22 protein-coding genes are annotated in these 22,992 nt (G+C 55.7%); 10 read left to right on the top strand and 12 right to left on the bottom strand.

Annotation, left to right across the window (positions count from 1 at the left end):
* Nucleotides 1-10 precede the first annotated feature (10 nt).
* Nucleotides 11-1,306, bottom strand: a complete 1,296-nt coding sequence (rstB, locus tag IAE50_RS02845; RefSeq protein ID WP_200579501.1) for a two-component system sensor histidine kinase RstB — start codon at nucleotides 1,304-1,306, stop codon at nucleotides 11-13.
* Between the two features lie 21 nt (nucleotides 1,307-1,327).
* Entirely contained in the window at nucleotides 1,328-2,044 is a 717-nt protein-coding gene (gene rstA / locus IAE50_RS02850; RefSeq protein WP_200579502.1) for a two-component system response regulator RstA, read from the bottom strand.
* 128 nt (nucleotides 2,045-2,172) lie between these two features.
* On the opposite strand from rstA, the gene IAE50_RS02855 reads away from it, so the two are divergent.
* Nucleotides 2,173-2,508, top strand: a complete 336-nt coding sequence (locus IAE50_RS02855; protein WP_023481682.1) for a GlpM family protein — start codon at nucleotides 2,173-2,175, stop codon at nucleotides 2,506-2,508.
* 2 nt (nucleotides 2,509-2,510) lie between these two features.
* Here IAE50_RS02855 and IAE50_RS02860 read toward each other — a convergent pair whose 3' ends face one another.
* Both IAE50_RS02860 and ydgH read right to left on the bottom strand, forming a co-directional pair.
* Nucleotides 2,511-3,893, bottom strand: a complete 1,383-nt coding sequence (locus IAE50_RS02860; protein ID WP_200579503.1) for an amino acid permease — start codon at nucleotides 3,891-3,893, stop codon at nucleotides 2,511-2,513.
* A 198-nt stretch (nucleotides 3,894-4,091) separates the two neighbouring features.
* Nucleotides 4,092-5,036, bottom strand: coding sequence for a DUF1471 family protein YdgH (ydgH, locus tag IAE50_RS02865; RefSeq protein ID WP_023481762.1), 945 nt, complete (start codon nucleotides 5,034-5,036; stop codon nucleotides 4,092-4,094).
* A 492-nt stretch (nucleotides 5,037-5,528) separates the two neighbouring features.
* Between ydgH and pntA the strand changes: the two genes are divergently transcribed.
* From pntA to IAE50_RS02880, 3 genes are all read left to right on the top strand, one after another.
* A complete protein-coding gene (pntA, locus tag IAE50_RS02870; RefSeq protein ID WP_200579504.1) occupies nucleotides 5,529-7,061 on the top strand; it encodes a Re/Si-specific NAD(P)(+) transhydrogenase subunit alpha in 1,533 nt (510 codons plus the stop codon).
* Between the two features lie 10 nt (nucleotides 7,062-7,071).
* On the top strand, nucleotides 7,072-8,460 hold the full coding sequence (gene pntB, locus IAE50_RS02875; RefSeq protein WP_094419982.1) for a Re/Si-specific NAD(P)(+) transhydrogenase subunit beta: 1,389 nt from the start codon (nucleotides 7,072-7,074) through the stop codon (nucleotides 8,458-8,460).
* 107 nt (nucleotides 8,461-8,567) lie between these two features.
* Nucleotides 8,568-9,680, top strand: a complete 1,113-nt coding sequence (locus IAE50_RS02880) for a mechanosensitive ion channel family protein (RefSeq protein WP_200579505.1) — start codon at nucleotides 8,568-8,570, stop codon at nucleotides 9,678-9,680.
* A 28-nt stretch (nucleotides 9,681-9,708) separates the two neighbouring features.
* Here the strand turns inward: IAE50_RS02880 and uspE are convergent, their stop codons facing one another.
* The 3 genes from uspE to ogt form a co-directional block, all read right to left on the bottom strand.
* A complete protein-coding gene (uspE, locus tag IAE50_RS02885; RefSeq protein WP_094419980.1) occupies nucleotides 9,709-10,659 on the bottom strand; it encodes a universal stress protein UspE in 951 nt (316 codons plus the stop codon).
* A gap of 145 nt (nucleotides 10,660-10,804) precedes the next feature.
* A complete protein-coding gene (fnr, locus tag IAE50_RS02890) occupies nucleotides 10,805-11,557 on the bottom strand; it encodes a fumarate/nitrate reduction transcriptional regulator Fnr (RefSeq protein ID WP_023481718.1) in 753 nt (250 codons plus the stop codon).
* Between the two features lie 209 nt (nucleotides 11,558-11,766).
* Nucleotides 11,767-12,282 carry a methylated-DNA--[protein]-cysteine S-methyltransferase gene (gene ogt, locus IAE50_RS02895; RefSeq protein WP_094419979.1) on the bottom strand — a complete coding sequence of 172 codons (516 nt, stop codon included), beginning with the start codon at nucleotides 12,280-12,282 and terminating at the stop codon, nucleotides 11,767-11,769.
* A gap of 457 nt (nucleotides 12,283-12,739) precedes the next feature.
* Here ogt and smrA point away from each other — a divergent pair, with 457 nt between their 5' ends.
* On the top strand, nucleotides 12,740-13,303 hold the full coding sequence (gene smrA / locus IAE50_RS02900; protein ID WP_094419978.1) for a DNA endonuclease SmrA: 564 nt from the start codon (nucleotides 12,740-12,742) through the stop codon (nucleotides 13,301-13,303).
* Here the strand turns inward: smrA and umuC are convergent.
* Together umuC and umuD are read right to left on the bottom strand one after the other, a co-directional pair.
* Nucleotides 13,300-14,553 carry a translesion error-prone DNA polymerase V subunit UmuC gene (umuC, locus tag IAE50_RS02905; RefSeq protein WP_200579506.1) on the bottom strand — a complete coding sequence of 418 codons (1,254 nt, stop codon included), beginning with the start codon at nucleotides 14,551-14,553 and terminating at the stop codon, nucleotides 13,300-13,302. The genes smrA and umuC overlap by 4 nt on opposite strands.
* A complete protein-coding gene (umuD, locus tag IAE50_RS02910; RefSeq protein ID WP_042717591.1) occupies nucleotides 14,537-14,917 on the bottom strand; it encodes a translesion error-prone DNA polymerase V autoproteolytic subunit in 381 nt (126 codons plus the stop codon). The genes umuC and umuD overlap by 17 nt, the downstream gene beginning before the upstream one ends.
* Before the next feature lie 232 nt (nucleotides 14,918-15,149).
* Between umuD and IAE50_RS02915 the strand changes: the two genes are divergently transcribed.
* The 4 genes from IAE50_RS02915 (at nucleotide 15,150) to IAE50_RS02930 (ending at nucleotide 19,551) form a co-directional block, all read left to right on the top strand.
* On the top strand, nucleotides 15,150-16,220 hold the full coding sequence (locus tag IAE50_RS02915) for an AI-2E family transporter (protein WP_042717592.1): 1,071 nt from the start codon (nucleotides 15,150-15,152) through the stop codon (nucleotides 16,218-16,220).
* 398 nt (nucleotides 16,221-16,618) lie between these two features.
* Nucleotides 16,619-16,975 (top strand): multidrug/spermidine efflux SMR transporter subunit MdtJ, encoded by a 357-nt coding sequence (mdtJ, locus tag IAE50_RS02920; RefSeq protein ID WP_042717594.1) that lies wholly within the window; start codon nucleotides 16,619-16,621, stop codon nucleotides 16,973-16,975.
* Nucleotides 16,962-17,291: a multidrug/spermidine efflux SMR transporter subunit MdtI gene (gene mdtI / locus IAE50_RS02925; protein ID WP_054803877.1), complete on the top strand. Its 330-nt coding sequence runs from the start codon at nucleotides 16,962-16,964 to the stop codon at nucleotides 17,289-17,291. The genes mdtJ and mdtI overlap by 14 nt, the downstream gene beginning before the upstream one ends.
* Nucleotides 17,292-17,388: 97 nt before the next feature.
* On the top strand, nucleotides 17,389-19,551 hold the full coding sequence (locus tag IAE50_RS02930; protein ID WP_200579507.1) for a bifunctional diguanylate cyclase/phosphodiesterase: 2,163 nt from the start codon (nucleotides 17,389-17,391) through the stop codon (nucleotides 19,549-19,551).
* 1 nt (nucleotide 19,552) lies between these two features.
* Here the strand turns inward: IAE50_RS02930 and IAE50_RS02935 are convergent, their stop codons facing one another.
* The 3 genes from IAE50_RS02935 to IAE50_RS02945 form a co-directional block, all read right to left on the bottom strand.
* Complete coding sequence (locus IAE50_RS02935; RefSeq protein ID WP_200579508.1) at nucleotides 19,553-20,383, bottom strand: serine protease; 831 nt, start codon at nucleotides 20,381-20,383, stop codon at nucleotides 19,553-19,555.
* Between the two features lie 281 nt (nucleotides 20,384-20,664).
* Entirely contained in the window at nucleotides 20,665-21,060 is a 396-nt protein-coding gene (asr, locus tag IAE50_RS02940; protein WP_034814024.1) for an acid resistance repetitive basic protein Asr, read from the bottom strand.
* A gap of 162 nt (nucleotides 21,061-21,222) precedes the next feature.
* Complete coding sequence (locus tag IAE50_RS02945; protein ID WP_200579509.1) at nucleotides 21,223-22,707, bottom strand: carboxypeptidase M32; 1,485 nt, start codon at nucleotides 22,705-22,707, stop codon at nucleotides 21,223-21,225.
* Nucleotides 22,708-22,840: 133 nt separating this feature from the next.
* Here IAE50_RS02945 and IAE50_RS26695 point away from each other — a divergent pair, with 133 nt between their 5' ends.
* The gene (locus tag IAE50_RS26695; protein WP_208864599.1) at nucleotides 22,841-22,933 is read left to right on the top strand and encodes a KPN_01571 family protein; all 93 of its coding nucleotides are present in this window, start codon (nucleotides 22,841-22,843) and stop codon (nucleotides 22,931-22,933) included.
* Nucleotides 22,934-22,992: the final 59 nt, after the last annotated feature.

Raw genomic sequence — 22,992 nt, forward strand, 5'->3', positions numbered from 1 at the left:
CGTTGAAGGGTTAAACAGGAAGCGGAAGGTTATGGTAGATCGGCCACTGGAAGGTAAATTTCGCGCCGCCCAGCTCGCTCTCGCCGCAGCTGACGCTGCCGCCAAAGGCCTGGGCGATGGAGTGGACAATCGCCAGCCCTAAGCCGCAGCCGCCGGTGGCGCGATCGCGGCTCGGATCGAGGCGCACAAAGGGTTCGAAAATACGCTCCCGTTCAGCCGGCGCAATACCAGGGCCATCATCTTCCACCGTCATGCTGGCAAGCGATCCCTGACGCTGCAACGTCACCTTAATCGTCCCTTCACTGTAGCGCAGGGCATTGTTGACCAGATTATCCAGCACACGCTCCATCAGGCGCATATCGAGCGCGCCATACTCGTCGCCTGCCTGGCAGTCGAGCAGCAAGCTGTGCTGCGGGTTCATGCTGCGCGCATCGTCGAGATAACTGCTAAACCAGGCGGGCAGATCCGGCGTCGTCAGCTGCAACTCGGTCTGTGGGCGATCGAGGCGGGCATAAGTCAGCAGCTCCTCAATCAACCCCTCCAGTTGCCCGATATCGCGGTTTAGTGCGGTGTGTTCCGCCTCGCTGAGGTTATCGCTCATCTCCAGCCGGTAACGCAGCCTGACCAGCGGGGTGCGCAACTCATGGGCGATGCCATCAATCAGCTGCTTTTTACTGGCGATTAAGGCGTTGATATTATCCGCCATCTGGTTAAAAGCGATGCCGAGCCGTTCGAAACTTGAGGCGCTGTCAAAGTGAATACGCTCCTCAAGATGGCCTTCACCAAAACGCTGTGCGGCAGACTCCAGCCGCAGCATCTCTTGCCAGTGCGGCCGCATCCAGATAAAGACCGGGAAGGCCAGCGAGATGGCAATCAGCGCCATCAGCCCCATATCCAGCAGCCGCGTTTCATGCAGGAAAAAGAGATAGGGCACCGGGCCGACCGCCAGCACATAATGGCTGCGCGGAATGCGCTGGATAAAAGTGTATTCTGAATCAATCGCGACAATATCGCCCTCGCGCAGACGCTGGGCACCCGCCGGATCGAGGTTGAACTTGTTCATCGGCTCGACCTGCAAATCGAACGAGAGATTAAGATCCAGCTCTTTTAAGGTCTTTGCCCACTCGTGGGGCGGGATTTCGCGCAGCTCGCTGCGCATCAGGTAGAGCGAGCTTTTCATCAGGTCATCAAGCGACTGACGGCCGGCGCGCTCGGCGGTAAATTTGTAGACCAGACCGACCAGCATCGTCATCACCAGAAAGCAGACGAACAGCAGCAGGTAAAACTGGACGAACAACTTTTTCATCGTGACACCTGGTTACGGATTTCAGTTGTCCCACGCATGGGGAGCAAACAGATAGCCTTTGTTACGGACGGTTTTAATACGATAGGGCTCCGTGGCGCTGTCGAGCAGCTTTTTACGCAGGCGCGAAATCGCCACATCAACACTGCGATCCATCCCGTCGTAGCTTACGCCGCGCAGGTTTTTCAGTAGCGCATCGCGATCCATAATTTGCCCCGCGTGGGTGGCAAGCTCCCACAGCAGATCGAAGTCAGCGGTTGAGAGCGCCACCTCAACGCCTGCCAGCAGCACCTGGCGGTTAACGGGGTCAATCGACAGTGTGCCGAAGGTAATGGTTTTATGCTGTTTCAGCGACGGCACCGCAGGCTCGGCGGCTGCTGCACTGCGCTGGCGTAGATGGAGCCGCAGTCGCGCCAGCAGCACGGCGGGCGGGGTGGTTTTCAGAACATAGTCGTTAGCGCCCATCTCCAGCGACAGGATATGGTTCATATCGCTATCAAGGGAGGTCAGCAGCACAATCGGCCCGTTCCACTGTTTGCGCAGATCGCGACACAGGGTCATGCCATCTTTGCCTGGCAGCATAATATCGAGCAGCACCAGCTCCGGGTTCTCCCGCGCGATCACCTCTTCCGCGCGATCGCCTCTCGGCTCGACAATCACATCCATATCGTGCTTGCCAAGGTATGCGGCAATCAGTGCACCCACATCCGGGTCGTCTTCTACAAAAACGATCTTATTCATAAGCCATCATAATGAGCAAAAACGTCAACATACACCGCCTTGATAGAACCTGCCATTACTCTTTTCTAAACGAACGCGCTTCCGCTATGCTGGCGGTCTATGTTGTTGAAGTGTTAACAGGAAAAATGATGGGCTTGCTGATGAAAGCGGCGATTGGCGCGCTGGTGGTAGTGCTGATTGGTCTGCTGGCGAAAACAAAAAACTACTATATAGCCGGGTTAATCCCGCTCTTTCCTACCTTTGCCATGATTGCGCACTATATTGTCGCCACCGAGCGCGGTGTCGAGGCGCTGCGCACTACCATTATCTTTGGCATGTGGGCGATCATCCCTTACTTTCTCTATCTGCTTTCGCTCTGGTACTTCACCGCGTTTATGCGGGTAGGGCCGGCGCTGGGCTGTGCGGTGATCTGCTGGAGCCTCAGCGCCTGGCTGTTAATCTACTGCTGGAGTCGCCTGCACTGATCTCAGCGCACCAGCATCCAGGTGGCGGGCAGGGCGGCAACCAGCAGCAGGAAAATCAGGACTTTTTCGCGCTGCATCAGCGAGATGGTGTCGTTATGGGTGCTGCGGGCGTAGATAAAGACCAGCAGACCTGGGGCATAAAGCACCACTGAGAGCAGCAGGTGCATCGGGCCGGAGGCGTAGAGCAGCCATAAACCGTAGAGGCAAGCCCCAACGGCGACCATCCGGTGCAGCGGACGACGCGCTATTTTCAGCAGGAAAGCGCCAACCAGCAGATAGGGCACGAGGATCATCTCTGAGGCAATGGTCAGCAGAGTGTTGTAATCCGAGCCGGTAAGCCAGATTAGCACCAGGCAAATCTGCACGCTGGCGTTGGTCAGCCACAGCGAGGCCGCAGGCGCGCTCTGTTTGTTCTGATGCGCGAAGATACGCGGGAAGGCTTTATGCGTTGCCGCCAGTAGCGGCACTTCCGCCGCCATAATGGTCCAGCTCAGGTAGGCACCGCACACGGAGATAATTAATCCCGTCGCGATCACCACTTCGCCCCAACTGCCCAGCAGTTTCACCATCAGCCCGGCCATCGACGGGTTACGCATTTCTGCCAGCTCCGGACGCGCGACCACGCCGAGAGAGAGCAGTGTTACCAGCAGATAGACCGTCAGTGCCGCCAGCACCGCCAGCAGCGTCGCGCGGCCGACATCCTGTTTATTACGCGCACGGGCAGAGACGACCACCGCGCCCTCCACGCCGATAAACACCCACAGGGTGATCAGCATGGTATTTTTTACCTGCTCCCACACCGGCACGCCGAGCGCTACGCCGCTAAAGTCGAGGGAGAATTTATCGAGGTTGAAGGCCAGCGCCGCCAGCACGACAAACAGCCCGAGCGGGACCAGTTTCGCCAGCGTTGCCGCCAGGTTGATGCTCGCTGCGGTTTGCACGCCGCGCAGCACCAGTGCATGCACAATCCATAGCAGGGCGGAAGCTCCGACGATCGACTGCCAGGTGTTGCCATCGCCAAACAGCCGCAATGTCGGGCTGTCAGTGAAGAAACTGAGGGCGGAGAAGACGATCACCAGATAGGAGACATTGGCGATCACCGCGCATAGCCAGTAGCCCCAGGCGGAGCAGAAACCAATCAGCTCGCCAAAGCCTTCACGGGCATAGGTGAAGATACCGCCATCGAGATCCGGGCGGATGCGGGTCAGGATCAGCATGGCGAAGGCGAGAAGGATGATGCCGACGCCGGTGATCAGCCAGCCGATAATCAGCGCGGCAGGGCTGGCGACTTCCGCCATATTTTGCGGCAGGCTGAAGACGCCCGCACCAAGCATTGAGCTCAGGACCAGCGCAGTTAAAGCGCTAAGGCCAAGTTTCTTTTCCATTGTTATCCTGTCAAAAAAGCAACTCATCCAGAATAATTATTTTGCCGGAGCGCATAAATATGGTGGATATCACTAAGGCGCGGAATTTTACGGAGAGTCGTCAGGGCATGCAATGAGGGCGAGGGGAATTTTGTGAAAAAGTAGATAAAACTGAAAAAAAAGGCGGCTTTCTAAGCCGCCTTTTCTCTGAGCGACGCCTTATTTATAGAGGTCGGCGCTGATGGTCATGTTGTTGCCGCTTTCAGACCATTGACGCGTGATGTGATAGTACTTCGCGCCTTTTGCGGCGGCACGTTTGGCGACCTGATAAGAGATTTCAGTCATGTTGCCATAGTTGCCGGTGAACTTAACGCTGTCGAAAGGCACCATCTGCGCGGCGGTGATTTTATTCAGCTCTTCAATCTTTTTACCGTCCGGAAGCGTGACACTGTAACGACCACCGGTAGAGGATTGCGTTTCAAAGAAACGGCCGACGCCGACGCCTGCGGTGGCATCTGACGCTACGCCTGGAATTTCAACACGCTTCGCTTCTTCACCGCCTTTCGCCAGCGCGGCACGGCCCGCTTCGGAGTCGCGTGGGATGGCGTCTGCGCTCTGAATCACGCGTTTTTTCGCATTGGCTTTATAGATGAAGGCCGTAATCAGCTGGTTACCGCCCTGGTTGGCATCAACCTGGCGCACGATATAGAACGCATCAGCGCCCTTCGCTTTCGCCGCTTTACTGATAGCGTCGTTAACTTCCGGCTGGGTGCGGTAGAAACCCTGCACCGTCACGGTATCGTAAGGCTCGAGCGCAATGGCTTTATCTTTTGGATATTCGGTTACGCCATTGATCACGCGATAGGTCGGCTTGTCTGCTTTCGCCGCATCAGCTTTATAGAGATCGGCGGTGACGCGCTGGTTGCCGCTGTTATTGGCATCAGAGGTGTCAACAACATAAAAAGAGGCCGCGCCTTCTTTATCTGCGCGTTTGGAGACGGCGTTAACCGCATCGCCAATCGCGTTAAAACGTCCGGTAATCACGATGCGATCGTAAGGCTTCACCGCAGCGGCTTGCTCCGGTGTTAACTCTGTCGCGGCGTTAGCAGTAAACGCGGTTGCGGACAGAAGTGCTGACGCCAGGAGGGTGTACTTGAGCTTCATAAAAATAATCCTTCGCCTTGCGCAAACCATAAGTTGTTATTAATAAAACGTCGGTGATTATTGCATTTAAACCGCGCGACTGTCTGCGTCATTTTTTACAGAGTGTGCGCGGCCAGGGGGATAAACCATAACCTTTAGTGATATGTTGAAAAAATAGCCCCTTGACCAGCAAAAGTGATAAAGGTTATGAGTTTTTAAAGTTAATGTAATGTTAAAAGGGATGGTGGGGCGGAGATAAATCATGTTTTGCCGCTTCGCTTAAGCGGAATATCAGCCTTTCCACGTTAATTTAAGTCAAATAACCCTGTCAGCCCGCTTCAGCGCTTAATTTTCGCGGATTAGTGCAGCATTTCGCTTTTCTGACGGTGGATCGCAGGCGTTATTTTCAGTAGGTTATAGAAAGTTTGTTACTGTTTTATTTTCCGCACGGCGTTAATTAGCCACCGCGAAAAACGGACAAACCATCAACTAAAACCGATGGAAGGGAAAACTATGCGTATTGGTGTACCTAAAGAGAGGTTGGCCAATGAAACCCGCGTGGCCGCGACGCCGAAAACGGTCGAGCAGCTACTAAAATTGGGTTTCACCGTCGCGATTGAGAGCGGCGCGGGCAAGCTGGCAAGTTTTGACGACGAGGCGTTTGCCCAGGCGGGCGCGACCATTGTCGATAGCGATAATGTCTGGCATTCGGATGTGATCCTGAAAGTGAATGCGCCGCTGGAGGAGGAGATTGCACTGCTCAATCCGGGCACAACGCTGGTGAGCTTTATCTGGCCTGCGCAAAACCCGGCGCTGATTGAGACGCTGGCGGCACGCAACGTCACGGTGATGGCGATGGACTCCGTTCCGCGCATCTCGCGCGCTCAGTCGCTGGATGCGCTGAGCTCGATGGCGAACATCGCCGGTTATCGCGCAATTGTTGAAGCCGCCCACGAGTTTGGCCGCTTCTTCACCGGGCAGATCACCGCCGCCGGTAAAGTGCCACCAGCCAAAGTGATGGTGATTGGCGCAGGCGTTGCTGGTCTGGCCGCCATCGGTGCGGCTAACAGCCTTGGCGCGATTGTCCGCGCATTCGATACCCGCCCGGAAGTGAAGGAGCAGGTGCAAAGTATGGGCGCCGAGTTCCTCGAGCTTAATTTTGAAGAGGAAGCGGGCAGCGGCGACGGCTATGCGAAGGTGATGTCGGAAGCCTTTATCAAAGCGGAGATGGAGCTCTTTGCCGCGCAAGCGAAAGAGGTCGACATCATCGTCACTACGGCATTAATTCCGGGCAAACCGGCGCCGAAACTGATCACCCGCGAGATGGTTGACGCCATGCAGCCGGGCAGCGTGATTGTCGATCTGGCAGCGCAAAACGGCGGTAACTGTGAATATACCGTGCCGAACCAGGTCACCACTACCGCCAACGGCGTCAAAGTGATTGGCTACACCGATCTCCCGGGGCGCCTGCCGACCCAGTCGTCACAACTCTATGGCACCAACCTGGTTAACCTGCTGAAACTGCTCTGCGTTGAGAAAGATGGCAACGTGGTGGTTAATTTTGACGATGTGGTGGTGCGCGGCGTAACGGTGGTGCGTGAAGGCGAAGTGACCTGGCCGGCACCGCCGATTCAGGTCTCTGCCCAACCGCAGGCCGCACCAAAAGCTGCCCCCGCTGCGCCGAAAGAGGAGCCGGCACCGGCATCACCGTGGCGTAAATATGCGCTGATGGCGCTGGCGATTGTGCTGTTTGGCTGGCTCGCCGACGTCGCACCGAAAGAGTTCCTTGGTCACTTCACCGTGTTTGCGCTCTCCTGCGTCGTCGGTTTCTACGTCGTGTGGAACGTCTCCCATGCGCTGCATACGCCGCTGATGTCGGTCACCAATGCCATCTCCGGCATTATTGTCGTCGGTGCGCTGCTACAGATGGGGCACGGCGGCTGGGTCAGCTTCTTCAGCTTTATCGCGGTGCTGATTGCCAGTATCAATATTTTTGGTGGTTTCACCGTCACTCAGCGCATGCTGAAAATGTTCCGGAAGAACTAAGGGGTAACAAATGTCTGGTGGATTAGTTACAGCTGCATACATTGTTGCCGCGATCCTGTTTATTTTCAGCCTGGCCGGGCTTTCAAAGCATGAGACCTCCCAGCAGGGTAACAACTTCGGTATCGCCGGGATGGCGATCGCGCTGGTGGCGACCATCTTTGGTCCGGATGCAGGGAATGTCGCCTGGATCCTGCTGGCGATGATCATCGGTGGCGCAATCGGCATGCGTCTGGCGAAGCGTGTTGAAATGACCGAAATGCCGGAGCTGGTCGCGGTGCTGCATAGCTTTGTTGGCCTGGCGGCGGTGCTGGTGGGCTTCAACAGCTACCTCGACCACAACCCGGGTATGGATCCGGTGCTGGTCAATATTCATCTCACCGAAGTGTTTATCGGTATCTTTATCGGTGCCGTCACCTTTACCGGGTCGATTGTCGCGTTTGGTAAGCTGCGTGGGAAAATCTCCTCGAAGCCGCTGATGCTGCCGAATCGTCACAAGATGAACCTCGCCGCGCTGGTGGTCTCTTTTGTGCTGCTGCTGGTGTTTGTACGCACCGAAAGCGTTGGCCTGCAAGTGCTGGCGCTGCTGCTGATGACCATCATTGCGCTGGTATTTGGCTGGCATCTGGTGGCGTCGATTGGCGGCGCGGATATGCCGGTGGTGGTCTCGATGCTTAACTCCTACTCCGGTTGGGCGGCGGCGGCGGCGGGCTTTATGCTCAGCAACGACCTGCTGATCGTCACCGGCGCGCTGGTCGGTTCGTCCGGGGCAATCCTCTCCTACATTATGTGTAAGGCGATGAACCGCTCCTTTATCAGCGTGATTGCCGGTGGGTTTGGCACCGACGGCTCCTCCAGCGGTAGCGAAGAGGAGGCGGGCGAGCACCGCGAAATCAACGCTGAAGAGACGGCGGAGCTGCTGAAAAACTCCCACTCGGTGATCATCACTCCGGGCTACGGGATGGCGGTGGCACAGGCGCAGTATCCGGTAGCGGAAATTACCGAAAGACTGCGAGCCCGCGGCGTGAAAGTGCGTTTCGGTATTCACCCGGTCGCCGGGCGTTTGCCGGGCCATATGAACGTGCTGCTGGCGGAAGCAAAAGTGCCATATGACATCGTGCTGGAGATGGATGAGATCAACGATGATTTCGCCGATACCGACACGGTGCTGGTGATTGGCGCGAACGACACCGTTAACCCGGCGGCGCAGGACGATCCGCGCAGCCCCATCGCCGGTATGCCGGTGCTGGAAGTGTGGAAGGCGCAGAACGTGATTGTCTTTAAACGTTCGATGAACACCGGTTACGCCGGCGTGCAGAACCCGCTCTTCTTTAAAGAGAATACGCAGATGCTGTTTGGCGATGCCAAAGCCAGCGTCGATGCCATTCTCAAAGCGCTGTAAGGTTTACTGCTTAACGATACCGCTCTTCGGAGCGGTATTTTTTTGCCCGCAGTAAGGCTTGTCAGAGCGTCTATACTTCTTGCTTGATCTTTTTATAAGGAGGAAGGATGACGTTTTTGTCACGTTTTGACTTTATATCCATCTTGATGATGCCCTCATTCTGGATTGGTCTTGGTACGGTGGTGATTGTGACGCTGGTGGTTTACTGGCTCTTCACCCACTTACTGAAAATGGTGCTGAAAGGCGCGCGTAGCTGGAGTGAAAAGCAGGGCGGCGTCGGCACATTGCAGCATGTGGTGGTGGATATGCTCAGCCGCACCAGCAGATTCCTGCTCTTTGTCGCGGCGTTACTCTTCAGCCTGCGCTTCGTCGACCTTCCCGATCACCTCTTTAACACCCTCGGGCATGCCTGGTTTTTAGTGCTGGCGATCCAGATCGCGCTCTGGCTTGATCAGGGCGTGGTGTCGTGGATGCGCCACCTGATGTACTCGCCTAATACCAGCAAAAACCCGGTCACCATGGTGATTGCCGGTCTGCTGCTGCGCATGATGCTCTGGACGATGATGCTGCTGTCGATCTTGGCAAACGTCGGCGTCAATATTACCGCGCTGGTGGCGAGTCTTGGGGTAGGCGGTATCGCCATTGCGCTGGCGGTACAAACCATTCTGAGCGACGTTTTTGCCTCGCTCTCCATCGGCTTCGATAAGCCCTTTGAGATCGGCGACTTTGTGGTGTTCGGCGACGTTGCCGGTACCATTGAGCATATTGGTCTTAAAACCACCCGTATTCGCAGCCTGAGCGGGGAGCAGATTGTCTGCGGCAACGCCATCCTGTTGCAGCAAACGCTGCATAACTACAAGCGTATGCAGACGCGCCGTATCGTCTTCACTTTTGGCCTGGCGCTCACCACGCCGCCGGATAAGCTGCGCAAAGTGGGCGAGATGGTAAAAAACATCATCACCGACGTGGGCAATACGCGTTTCGATCGCGCCCACTTCCTCGGCTTTGGTACCGATCGGCTCAACTTTGAAGTGGTGCACATTGTTAACTCGGCGGATTACAACACCTACATGGATATTCAGCAGGAGATCAATATCCGCATCATGGAGCAGCTGGCGGCAGAAGGGATTGAGCTGGCGATACCGTGCGTGGTGGTGAAAGGAGGGCTGGCGGTAGAAACGCCGTCAGCAGAGCCGCAGAGTGAACAACCGGCAGTATAAAAAACCCGCCTCGCGGCGGGTTGTTTGCTTAGTCGTCTTCGTCGTCATCCAGCTCAACGGGCGACTGGTAATCATCCGGTTTGATAACCAGCAAATCGCAGCGCAGGTGATCGATCACCTGCTCTGCGGTATTGCCGAGAAACGCGGCGGAGATTCCGGTGCGGCCAATGGTGCCAAGCACCACAATCCCGGCCTGTAAATGTTCCGCCAGGTCCGGGATCACCTCTTCCGGCAACCCTTTCTCGACATGGGTCATTTTCTCATCGATACCAAACTTTTGCCGCAGCGCTTTCATCGCCAGCAGGTGCTGGCCGCGAATGGCGTCGTTATAGACGCTCGGATCAAACTCCGGCAGCTCAATCGCAATATTGATGGGGGTGACAGGATAGGCACCGACGAGGTGCACTTCAGTATGGTTGACCTGCTCAGCCAGATGCTGGGTCTCTTTCACCAGCTTCTCATTCAGCGCGTTGTGATAGATCTCTTCGCTGGCAAGGTTAACAGCAACGACAGCGCGACCGCCTTCCGGCCACGGCTGATCTTTTACCATCCACACCGGGCAAGGGCATTTACGCAGCAGATGCCAGTCGGTCGGGGTGAAAATTACTGATTCCAGTTTGTCGTGCTGGTGGGTCATCTTCAGCAGCAGATCGTGGCCGCCGGAGAGCACTTCCTGAATAATCGCTTCGAAAGGACGGTTATGCCACACCACTTTGATGTCGATTGGCACACCCGCGTCGATATAGTATTTCGCCTGTTCGCGGATCCATGCGGTGCGCTGGCTGATAACGCCCTGGCGCATCGCCGTTCGCTCATCGGGGGACAGAAGGGTGGTCATCTCGTATGAGAAGTCATAAATCGGCAAAAATGCTTTGATCCGACCGCCAATCCGTTGATGCAAATACACGGCACGTCGTAATGCGGGTTGATCGTCCTGATTAGGATCGATGGCGACCAACATATTCTGATACTTAGCCATACAGGGTCTCCTTACATCTGTCACCACTCTCTGACAGTAAAAGATAACCCATATAAGCTGAATGAAACAGCGGAAACCTTTTGCCGGATCAATAAATCAGAAAAATGTAATGACCCGGCAAAAAGGCAAAAGGTGGGGGTAAAACTCAGGCAACGTTACGGGCGTGGCCCGCCAGCTCAGAGAGCAGATCGCCATTTTCGATGGTGATATATTTCCCTTTCACCGCCAGCATACCGCTCTTCTGGAAACGACCCAGCAGACGGCTGATGGTCTCAACGGTAAGGCCCAGATAGTTGCCAATGTCGCCACGGGTCATGGTCAGACGGAATTCACGCGGCGAGAAACCACGCTGCGCAAAACGACGGGAGAGGTTGTAGATAAACGCCGCCAGGCGCTCTTCCGCGTTTTTCTTCGACAGCAGCAGGATCATATCCTGATCGCCTTTGATCTCACCGCTCATCAGACGCATCATCTGCTGGCGCAGGCTCGGCATTTTACCGGAGAGATCGTCCAGCGTTTCGAACGGGATCTCACACACCATTGAGGTCTCCAGCGCCTGAGCGAAGCTCGGGTGATGACCGGTGCCGATGGCATCAAAGCCCACCAGATCGCCCGCCAGATGGAACCCGGTGATCTGCTCATCACCCTGTTCGGTGATGGTATAGCTTTTGATGGTGCCAGAACGGATAGCGTAGAGCGATTTCAGCTCGTCGCCTGCTTTAAACAGGGTCTGACCTTTCTGGATGGGCTTTTTACGCTCAATGATATTGTCGAGCTGATCCAGCTCATGCTCATTAAGAGTAAAGGGGATGCAAAGCTGGCTGATACTGCAATCCTGACAATGGATAGCACAACCGCCAGACTGAATGCGTCGAATAATTCGCTTTTCCGGGATCATAGGTCTGCTCTACGCCGTAATTGATATTGGTCAATTTTAACATCTTTTTATGGCGCACGTAAGCCTGGCAAAACGTCAATTCACCATAAATGAAACAGTGGAGCGAAACGGTAAAGACTTACTTTGTCTCATGTTATTGAATTTCCACCAATTCACTAAGGCTTTAGCGAGCGAAGTACATGAAATACATACTAAACAGACCTGTTTTCTCACAATAGTAAGTAACGTTCATGGCGCAGCAGCCACTCTTTACGGGCCACGCCGCCCGCATAGCCGGTGAGCATGCCATTACTGCCGATCACGCGATGGCAGGGGACGACGATGCTAATCGGATTGGCTCCATTCGCCGCACCCACGGCACGCGCCGCGCCCGCGCGGCCAAGAATGGTCGCCAGTTGACCATAATGCATTACCTGACCGCAGGGAATGGTGCGCAGCATCTGCCACACTTCACGCTGAAAAGGGGTTCCGCCCGTTGCGGTCGGCAGGGTATCAATCACCGCCAGATCGCCGTCAAAATAGTCCTGCAGTTTTTGGCTCAACCCGCCAGGGTTCTGCGAAGCCACGCGCTGATACCCTTCACGGCGATAGTGAATATTAAGCAGTTCAACCATCCGGGCATCATGTTCTTCCCACTCGACGGCGCGCAGCTGAAACTGCTCATCGCAGATGATCCACAGCGGGCCAAGCGGGGTGGAGATTTTATCTTCAAGCAGGGTGAGCATCGGGCGTCCTTATCGCTAAATAGCGGCGATAATTTAGCAAACAAAAAAGCGCCTCACCATACCCTGAAAGGGTGGTAGCTTGAGCCTTCAATAAGGAAATAACCCTTAAGAGTTAAATGGCGGAGAAAATATAAGGTTACTAACGTTTATTAATTAAAAAAATAGAGCCTGCCGACATCCGTCAGGCTCCAGAGTACACACAAACTGAGCATCCAATCTTTATTTTTTGCACGCGATCCTTGCGCCTTCCCTATATTTATAGCGGCCATAATAATTATTGCCAGTTTTAATTAGTGATTAATTTCACGATTATTTAACAGAGGTGCAGGGTATAAAGAGACGCCTCGTTATACCGTTTTTATAACACCTTGAGCCTACGCATAATTTGCCCGCAGCATTGAGAAGCGCTCCTGCGCCAGCTATAGTACTTCAGCAGATGTTGCTGGAGGACTGCCCCATGAACCCGGATGAAAAATCGCTGTTTCTTGACGCCATGGAGGATGTCCAACCCCTGAAACGCAGTGCCGATGTGCACTGGCACCCGAGCCATAAATCCCGACCCTTGCAGCGCATTGACACCCTGCAACTCGATAATTTTTTGACCACCGGCTTTCTTGACCCGGTAGCGCTTGATACGCCGCTGGAGTTTCGCCGCGAAGGGCTGCAAATCGGCGTGCTCGATAAGCTGCGGCTGGGCAAATATACCCAACAGGCGAGCCTGAACCTGCTGCGCCAGCCCGTCGAGCAGTGCCGGCAGATGCTGTTTAGCTTTATGCATCAGAGCCGTAAAGATGGGCTACGCAATGTGCTGATCATTCACGGAAAAGGTCGCGACGAGACCTCGCACGCCAATATCATCCGCAGCTACCTGGCGCGCTGGCTGCCGGAGTTTGAGGATGTGCAGGCGTTCTGCCCGGCGTTACCGCACCACGGCGGCAGCGGCGCATGCTATGTCGCCCTGCGCAAATCCGAGCAGGCAAAGCAGGAGAACTGGGAGCGGCACGCCAAGCGCAGCCGCTAGCCGACAAGCGGAACATCCGCTAAGCGTGTGGTCCAGGCGGGGGAGAGCAGGGAGCGCTTCATCTTCCAGCCTGGCGTGACGCCCTGGCCGGCAAACCATAATTTATTTCCCTTCTTATTAAGCGTGTCTAAAACATTCATTAGTGATTCGCTATTTTCGCGCGGAGTAAATTCATCGAATAAATTAAGTTGCGCGACGCCTTTACTAAAAAAATCCCCCAGCATAACGCCCGCTTTTTGATATCTCGGCCCTTGCTTCCAGATAATATCCAGGCTACGCGTTGCCGCTGCAATAATATCGCGGGTGTCATGGGTTGGCGTCAGTAAACGAATGCCTGCGCTGTTGCTGTAATAAGGTTCATCATCATCGTGCGGGCTACTCTTAATAAAAGCTCCGACATAGCGGCAATATTGACGATCCGCACGCAGCTTTTCAGCGGCCCGCGCCGCCCAGGTGCAGATGCCTTCGCGCACCGATGCGTAGTCGCTGACGCGCTCGCCAAAGGAGCGCGAACTGATGATTTCATGCTTCGCCGGTGCGAACTCGGCAAATCCCAGGCAGGGTTCCCCGCGCAGTTCACGTACCGTTCGCTCCAGCACCACGCTGAAGTTTTTACGGATAAGCCATAAATCGCTCTGCGCCAGCTTGAGCACGGTATCAATGCCCATCGCCTCCAGCCGCTTGCTCAGACGGCGACCAATTCCCCACACTTCGCCTACCGGCAGGGCGGCCATCAGCTTTATCTGCTGTGGCTGGCGCGACAGATCGACCACGCCGCCCGATGCCTCCGGCCACTTTTTCGCGGCGTTATTCGCCAGCTTGGCCAGCGTTTTCGTCGGCGCAATGCCGACACCGACGGTGAGCATGGTGCGCTGATAAATGGCATTACGCAGGGTACGCCCAAACTCGCGCAGCTGTGGAATGCCGGTTAAATCTACAAACGCTTCATCGATGCTGTAGATATCTACCGCCGGACAAAGCTCCTCCAGCAGCGTCATCACCCGATGGCTCATATCGCCATACAGTGCGTAGTTACTGCTGAACACCGCCACATTGTGACGCTCCATTAGCGCCTTCTGCTTGAAGTAGGGGTCAGCCATCGTAATGCCGAGCGCTTTGGCTTCAGCCGAGCGGGAGATGACGCAGCCATCGTTATTGGATAAGACTACTACCGGCTTACCGGTTAAATCGGGCCGGAAGACGGTCTCGCAACTGGTGTAGAACGAATTCACATCAACGAGCGCGTACATGATGGCGGGGCGGCAAAGTGATCACGGTCGTCACGACGCCAACTATATGCGCGCCTTCCTCTTCTTCGATCCTGATCGCCGGATAAGCGGGGTTATCCGCCACCAGCTGCGGATAAGGCCGCAGCCTCAGCCGCTTTACCATAAAACCGCTTAACAGGCGGGCGACAACAATATCGCCATCGCCCGGTTGCAGGCTGGTATCGACCAGTAACAACGAACCCGGCAGGATCGCCGCCCCGCACATGGCGTCACTGGACGCCCGCATTACATAGGTGGCCGACGGGTGGGCGATCAGGCTGCTCACCAGGTCGATCGCATCTTCAATGTAGTCCGCAGCCGGACTCGGAAAAGCGCTGGTAGTCATAATGGGTGTCGATCTTTTATTATTACTGTATATAAATACAGTATCGTTGTTCGCACGAAAGGATCAACCCCCTGGAGGCAGGATCGTTGAAAGATCCTGATGATATTGGCAATTTTTTGCACAATCATTTTCAGCGTTTGCGCGGCGGGCTGCGCGTTTTGACGGTTAATGCTTTTGCAATCAAAGGGTAAGACACTACACTTAGTGAGAATCTTTCCATTGGACGGTCCGCATGACAACGCTCAAGAGCAACAACTTCTTTTTTACCATTTTGTTATTACTGGTCAGCGTGGCGTTTTTCACCCTGATCCAGCCTTACTACTCCGCCATTATCTGGGCGGTGATCCTGGCATTGATCTTCTATCCGCTGCGCACAAAGCTCACTATGCTCCTGCGCGGGCGGAACGGTATCGCCTCGCTGATTACTGTGCTGCTGATCTGCATCCTCGTCTTTATCCCGATGATGATCGTGCTCTCGTCGCTGGCGGTAGAGATCAACGCGCTCTACCAGCGTCTGCAAACTAACGCGACGGATCTGCCGCAGCTGTTAAGTAACGGCATTGCGCACCTGCCGGAGTGGGCAAAACATGCGCTGCGCGAAAACAATTTCGATTCGGTGGACGCCATCCGCGAAAAACTCTCGGGTGTTGCGCTCAGCGTCGGGCGTTATCTGGCGGGTAGCGCGGTGATTATCGGTAAGGGAACACTGGGATTAACCATCAGCTTCTCGCTGATGGTCTATCTGCTCTTTTTCCTGCTGAAAGATGGCGCCGCGCTGGTGAAGAAAATCTACGAGGTGATGCCGCTGTCGGCCAAAATCAAACGCCGTCTGTTCCTGAAATTTGCCGGTGTGGCGCGCGCGACGGTAAAAGGGACGCTGGTGGTGGCGATTGCGCAGGGCGCGCTGGGCGGGATTGGCTTCTGGTTCGCTGGCCTGAGCGGCAGCCTGCTGTGGGGGGCGCTGATGGCGTTCCTGTCGCTGATCCCGGCGGTCGGTACCGCACTTATCTGGATTCCGGCGGTGATCTTCCTCTACTCCACGGGCGAGTTGCTCACCGCCACGCTGCTGACCCTCTACTTTGTGATTGTGGTCGGGCTGGCAGATAACCTGCTGCGTCCGCTGCTGGTGGGGAAAGATACCCGCATGCCGGACTACCTGATCCTGCTGACCACCCTTGGCGGTCTGCAATTCTTTGGCATCAATGGCTTCGTGCTTGGGCCACTGATTGCAGGGTTGTTTATCTCCTCCTGGAACTTGCTGGCAGAAGCGCGTGCCAATGCGCTTAATACGCCGCAGGAATAAAACGTAACAGGCTGCCGGAAATAAACCGGCAGCCGTTCATTTAGCCTGCGTTTAATTAATTCGACGAGCGGTAAAGAATTGCAAATACTTTGAGTAAAATCTTAGCTTGTGCTAAATATAAGGCATGTACAACAACTGAGGACAATTTTTAACCGCCACGAAGAGAAGCAACGCGCGGTAAATTGTAAAAATATGGACATTCGGTTCAGTAGTCTTACCCCCTGTTTTTCACTTCCTGCCCCCTTCTGCTGCCCGCCTGCGGGCGAACAATACTGGCGCACTGCGCTGTAGTCCTCTCCTGCCCGATCCGGCGCCCTGTGCGCAACTGTTAATTTTTTTACGGTTTTCCGCTATGCGGTAAATCGCAATGATCTCTATTCTCAAGCAGGAGAAAAAATATGATTTACTGGATTTTATTAGCGTTGGCGATTGCCTCGGAAATAACCGGCACGCTATCTATGAAATGGGCAAGTATTAACGACAGCCACAGCGGTTTTATTTTAATGCTGGTGATGATCGCCTGTTCCTATATTTTCCTGGCGTTTGCGGTGAAAAAAATCGCCCTCGGCGTGGCCTACGCATTATGGGAAGGTATTGGTATTGCCATTATTACGCTGTTTAGCGTGCTGCTGTTTGATGAACCCCTCTCACCGTTGAAAGCGGCGGGTCTGGTGACGCTGGCGCTCGGTATTGTGCTGATCAAGTCCGGCACGCGTAAGGCCCCACGTCAGGAGCAGGGTCATGTTACTGCTTGAGTGGGTGCACGCGTTATGGCTGGCGATGGCCATTATTCTGGAAATTGTTGCCAACATCTTTTTAAAACTTTCTGACGGCTTTCGTCGCAAACTCTATGGCTGCGGATCGTTAGTGGCAGTGCTGGCGGCGTTCAGCGCGCTGTCGCAGGCGGTAAAGGGGATCGATCTCTCCGTCGCCTACGCCCTGTGGGGCGGGTTTGGTATCGTGGCGACGCTCGCCGCCGGCTGGATCCTCTTCGGCCAGCGCCTCAATGGCAAAGGCTGGATCGGCCTGGCGCTGCTGCTTATCGGGATGATGCTGATAAAACTTGCCTGATGTGATATTGCCCGCGTTTGCGGGCAACGAAATTTGTGGGCTGTATTACGCTTAGAGGACAATAACAAACGTTACGGGACACCAGTAAGGGTCGTCGATGCTCAATCCGCTAAGCTGGCGCAATATCCCCACAGCAAGAACGCTCTTTGTGATGATTTTTCTGGCGGGAGCTGGCTTAATCATCTCCGTCGTTGCGCTCCTCTATCTCTCACTGCACCTGATTAGTAGTAAAGCGAATGAAATCGATGAGCACCGCGCGGCACTCGCCGTGCAGGGGGCGATTCAGACTTCGGTCAACAGGATGCGATCTCTCGGCCTCGATAATGCGGTGTGGGATGAGGCGGTGCGCGTCGTCTACCGCACGCCGATGGACACCGGCTGGCTCTACAACACCTGGGGCGCGGGCTTTAAAGTCGACAATCTCTATGACGGCACCTTTGTGCTGGATGAGCACTTTGCAGTGGTATGGGGCGCGTTTCGCAGTCAGCCTTTTACCGAGCGCAATCTCGCCTTTTTTGGCGACGGGCTGGCGGCGCTTATCCGCAACCATGCCGCGGCGCTACAGCAGGGTAAGGACATTTTCGCCGGTATCACCCGCACGCACCGGGGAGTAGCGTTTGTCAGCATTGGCCTGATCCGCCCGGTGTCGGGCCGGCTTGATAAGCAGGGCAGCGCGCGGCGTTACTTAGTGATGACCCGTCATCTTGATGATGAACTGCTCAGCGAACTGGGCAGCACCTTTCAGATCCAGAACCTGCGCCTGGCGCCGCAAAACGCGCAGGGAAGCAGCATGCCGTTGCACGGCTCCGCCGATGAATTCCTTGGTTATATGAGCTGGAAGCCGCACTTTCCGGGTGCGGAAGCGGCAGACGCGGCGGCAGCCGATATCCGCCAGATCGCGATGCTCGCCTCGGGTCTTATCCTGCTGTTTATCGTGCTCAGCAGCGCCGGGCTTTATAAGCTGGCAAAAGGGGAGAAGCTGGCGCGCAGCATCGCGCTAACCGACTGGCTCAGCCGTCTGCCTAACCGACGCGCGCTGATTGAGCAGTTAGATCAGTGGAGCGAGTGGGGCAACAGCGATCTGATAAGCGTGGTGTTTATCGATCTTGATGGCTTTAAAGATGTGAACGATATCTATGGTCATGACGTGGGTGACCGGTTGATCGTCACCATTGCGCAGACGTTGCAGGAAAAAGTGCCGACCGACGGCATGCTGGCGCGCATGGGCGGGGATGAGTTCGCCATGACCCTGAGCGGGCCGTGGTCGGTTGAAAAAGCCACCGACTTTGCGCAAACGGTGCTCGACTACTTCTGCGCGCCGGTGCGCATTGGCAAACGTTCGCTGCATATCAGCGCCAGCATCGGCATCGCCAGCGGAACGCTGGTGGAGTGCTCAAGCTCTGAGCTGTTCCGCCGGGCTGATATCGCCATGTACCATTCGAAAATGTGCGGCAAAGCGCGGATGACGCACTATGACGCGGCGCTAAACAGCGCCCGCGAGCGGCAGTTGATGATTGAAAACGATATTCGCGACGGGCTGGAGCGGGAGGAGTTTGACGTCTGGTATCAGCCGATAATCGATGCCCGCAGCAGCAAGATGAGCGGCGTTGAAGCGCTGGCGCGCTGGCCGCGGCGTCCGGATGGCGAGCTGAAACCGGACGAGTTTATCCCGATTGCTGAAACCAGCGGCCTGATTTACGCGCTGGGGCAGTTTGTCCTGCGTCGCGCCTGCCGCGATCTCTATCCGCACGCGGGGCTCAAACTGTCGGTCAATATCTCTCCCGCGCAGTTTCGCGACCCGGAGTTTGAAGACAAAGTCGCTCAGGTGCTGGAGACCTGCCGCTTTCCGGCGCAGCGCCTGCAACTGGAGGTGACGGAAACGTACGTGCTGGAGAACCCGGAGCGCGCGCAGGCGGCGATTGCCAACTTAAAAGCGCTGGGCACGGCGGTCGCGCTCGATGATTTCGGCACCGGTTACTCCAGCATCGGCTACCTGCGGCGCTTTAATTTCGACACCATCAAAATTGATAAATCCCTTGCCGGATTAGTGGATAACGATGAGCAGGCCTCAGCATTAGTAAGCGGCACCATCCGCATTGCCAGCGCGCTGGGGATGCAGGTTGTAGCGGAAGGGGTGGAAAACGAAACGCAAATGGCGCTGCTGCGTGATGCGGGCTGCGATCAGTTGCAGGGCTTCTACTTTAGCGCGCCGATGCCGCTGGAGAGGCTGTTACAACAGCCTCTCCAGCGGCAGGAGTGAGTTACTGCACCGTATCGCTGACCAGCGCGTCCAGCTTGTCACGAAAACCGGTCACCGCAATCGCGCGGTTATCGGCGCGCCAGCGATCTTTTGCCGCCGGGGCAGAGCTTTGCACGGCGATCAGCTGCCAGCCCTCATCGGTTTTTAACATCAGCGGTGAACCGCTATCGCCCGGTAGCGTATCGCACTGATGCGACAGCACGCTGCTCTGCGCCCAGCCCGTCACAATACAATCCTGGTGGCTGAAGAGATTATCCAGATGATCTTGCGGATAACCTGCCTGCGTCACTTTGCGGTTGGCGGCTTTCAGCGCGGCAGTAAGCGCATCTTTATCGCCGCTAAACAGCGGCAGCGGCGTAATGCCGGAGGGGGGATAGCGCAAAACGATCAGCCCAAAATCCCATGAGGCGGCCGAGGAGGGGACAATCCACCCTTCGCCGTCGGCCTTCAGGCGTCGACCTAATGAGGCATCAACCCGCCCTTCAATACCGTGGATCTCATAGCGCCAGATCCCTTTTTGCGACACAAAACGCAGCGCTATCGCTTTATCAATTTTGCCGCGCGGCGGCGTCAGCAGACAGTGCCCGGCGGTTAAGGCGAGATGCGGGGAGATAAGTGTGGCGGTGCAGAGATTGCCGCTGGCGGTCTCAAGCTGGCCTATCGCATCCCACGGTGCGGTGGTCGGTGACGCAACGCGGACACGATCGTCATGCCCAAAAAAGAGGGTTTTTATATCCCTGGCGCTAACCGCGTCCTCATCGCCATCATCAGCATGTCCAACAGCGGAAAACAAAAGCAGCGGTCCCAGCAACAGCACAACGGTTCTTCGCATAGTACTCTCAGGTGGGGAAATTATGATTATTAAGGTCGAGCCATGAGTAATAAATATAGACGGGACGCATAGAAAGCGGGAGTAAAATCAGCGTGCTACATCAATAAAGATAGAAACGGAGGGCGATAAGCGCGCAGAGAATTAACATCATCAGGATAACTTCAAAACGATAACGTCGCAGCATGCTCAGGCCTCCAGAGAAAAACGGCGCTTCACCCGAAGGGCTCAGCGCCGCGTTTTAGCACGGCGCTCATGGGGAGCGCCGGTTACAGACACGTGGCTTATGCAGCCGGCTGTGCAGCCGGTTTAGCAGCAGTGTGTTTTACGTGTTTGTGGTGTTTTTTAGCAGCCTGGGCTTTCTGCTCTACAGCCGGTTTAGCAGCTGCTTTTTTGTGGTGCTTTTTAGCAGCCTGGGCTTTCTGCTCAGCAGCCGGTTTAGCGGCGGCTTTCTTGTGCTGTTTTTTAGCAGCCTGAGCTTTCTGCTCAGCGGCTTTTTTGTGTTTCTTGTGGTGAACTTTCTTCGCCGGAGCTGCTTTGGTGTCAGCAGCAGCCGGAGCTGCGGTGGTGGTGGTCGGCGCAGCAGCCGGAGCCTGAGAGGTGGCAGCGGTGTCAGCAGCGAAAGCAGCAGAAGACAGACCCATTGCAGCGGCAACAACCAGAGCTAATACTTTTTTCATTCCGATATCCTCGAATTGGTTTCTTCATTCAACCCCACTGCGGGGCCGTTGAAAGAACTATATCCCTGTTATCGAAGCGTTTCCGTGAGTGATTGGTATCGGCGTGTAACGGAATGTACAGCGGGGGAAAACGCGCCGGAAAGCGGCTCCGGCGCGGGAGGATTAGAGGTAACGGCGGGTAAGGTGCTGGCGGAAATAGTCCGCGTTCAGCGGCTCGCCGGTGGCATTGGCAATCAGCTGGGCAGTGCTAAAGCGGCTGCCGTGCTGCCAGATGTTCTGGCGCAGCCACTCAAACAGCGCGCTGAAATCACCGGCGGCGATGGCTTCTTCAAGGCCCGGCAGCGCGCGACGCGCGGCGTGGAACAGCTGTGCGGCGTACATTGCGCCCAGCGTGTACGAGGGGAAGTAACCAAAGCCACCGTCGGTCCAGTGGATATCCTGCATACAGCCGTTGCGATAGTTGCCTTCGGTCGATAGTCCAAGCCAGGATTGCATCTTTTCATTCCACAGTGCCGGAATATCGTCGACCTCGATCTCACCGTCGATCAACGCCCGCTCGATCTCATAGCGCAGAATAACGTGTGCCGGATAACTCACCTCGTCGGCGTCAACGCGAATATAGCCCGGCTTCACGCGCTGGTTCCAGGCGATAAAGTTGTGCTCTTCAAAGGCAGGCTGCATACCGAACCGCTCAATAATCGCCGGCTCCAGGCGACGCAGGAAGGCTTCGCTGCGACCAAGCTGCATCTCAAAGAAGAGGCTCTGTGACTCGTGGATCGCCGTGGAGCGCGCCAGCGCGATCGGCTGACCCGGCCAGCTGCGCGGCAGGTTCTGCTCATAGCGGGCATGACCGGTTTCATGCACCACGCCGAACAGAGCACTCAGCAACTCATTTTCATCGTAACGGGTGGTGATGCGCACATCTTCCGGCACGCCGCCGCAGAAGGGGTGGGCGCTGACATCAAGGCGTCCGCCGTTAAAATCGAAACCGAGCGTCTTCATCGCCTGCAAACCCAGCTCACGCTGATCGGCAATCGGGAATGGTCCTTGCGGGGCGATAAGCGTCTGCTGCGCCTGTTTCTCTACCGCCTGTTTCAGCAGATCCGGCAGCCAGCTTTTGACCTCGCCAAACAGCTCATCAAGGCGGGCGCTGGTCATATCCGGCTCGAACTTATCCAGCAGGGCATCATAGGGCGAGCAGCCTTTCGCCGCCGCGCGCAGCTTCGCCTCTTCGCGGGTGAGTTTCACCACCTCTTTCAGATTGGCGGAGAAGCCCGCCCAGTCATTGGCCGGGCGCTGGGTACGCCAGGCGTGTTCACATTTACTGCCCGCCAGCGACAGAGCTTCCACCAGCGCTTCCGGCAGCAGGGCTGCTTCATCGTAGTGGCGCTGCATTTCACGCAGGTTAGCCTGTTCAACGTCGTTGAGATCTTCCTGACCGGCGCTGGAGAGCCACTGGCCGACCTGCGGATTGGTTAAAATCTGGTGGCGCAGCACGCTCAGCTCGGCCAGCGCTTCACCGCGCGCGGCGCTGCCGCCCGGCGGCATCATGGCGAACATATCCCAGCCGGCAACGGCGGCAAGATGTGAGAAACGTGACAGGCGAAGGAAGGTACGGGTGAGTTGTTGATAGTTCTGCTTATCCATAATGCCTCTGATTTTTTTGCATTTTATTAACCCGAACGCCCAAAAATAGTAGTTCTGCGGCTAATGTTAAAATCTGTACCATAATAGAGAACACATTCATTTGACCAATAAACGCATAACACAGCAAAAAACCATGAATCCTTTCATTTGGGTGATCTGCAGTTTAATGGCGCTTGACGCTGTGCGGGAGTTGATGGGCGCAAGCTCCGTCTTCGCGCTTTTCTAGCCCTTTTCCGCACTACATTGCAATAAAAAAGCCCCGCTTGCGCAGGGCCTGCCTTCCTT

The organism is Kosakonia sp. S42, from assembly GCF_016624785.1.
Lineage (GTDB): Bacteria > Pseudomonadota > Gammaproteobacteria > Enterobacterales > Enterobacteriaceae > Kosakonia > Kosakonia cowanii.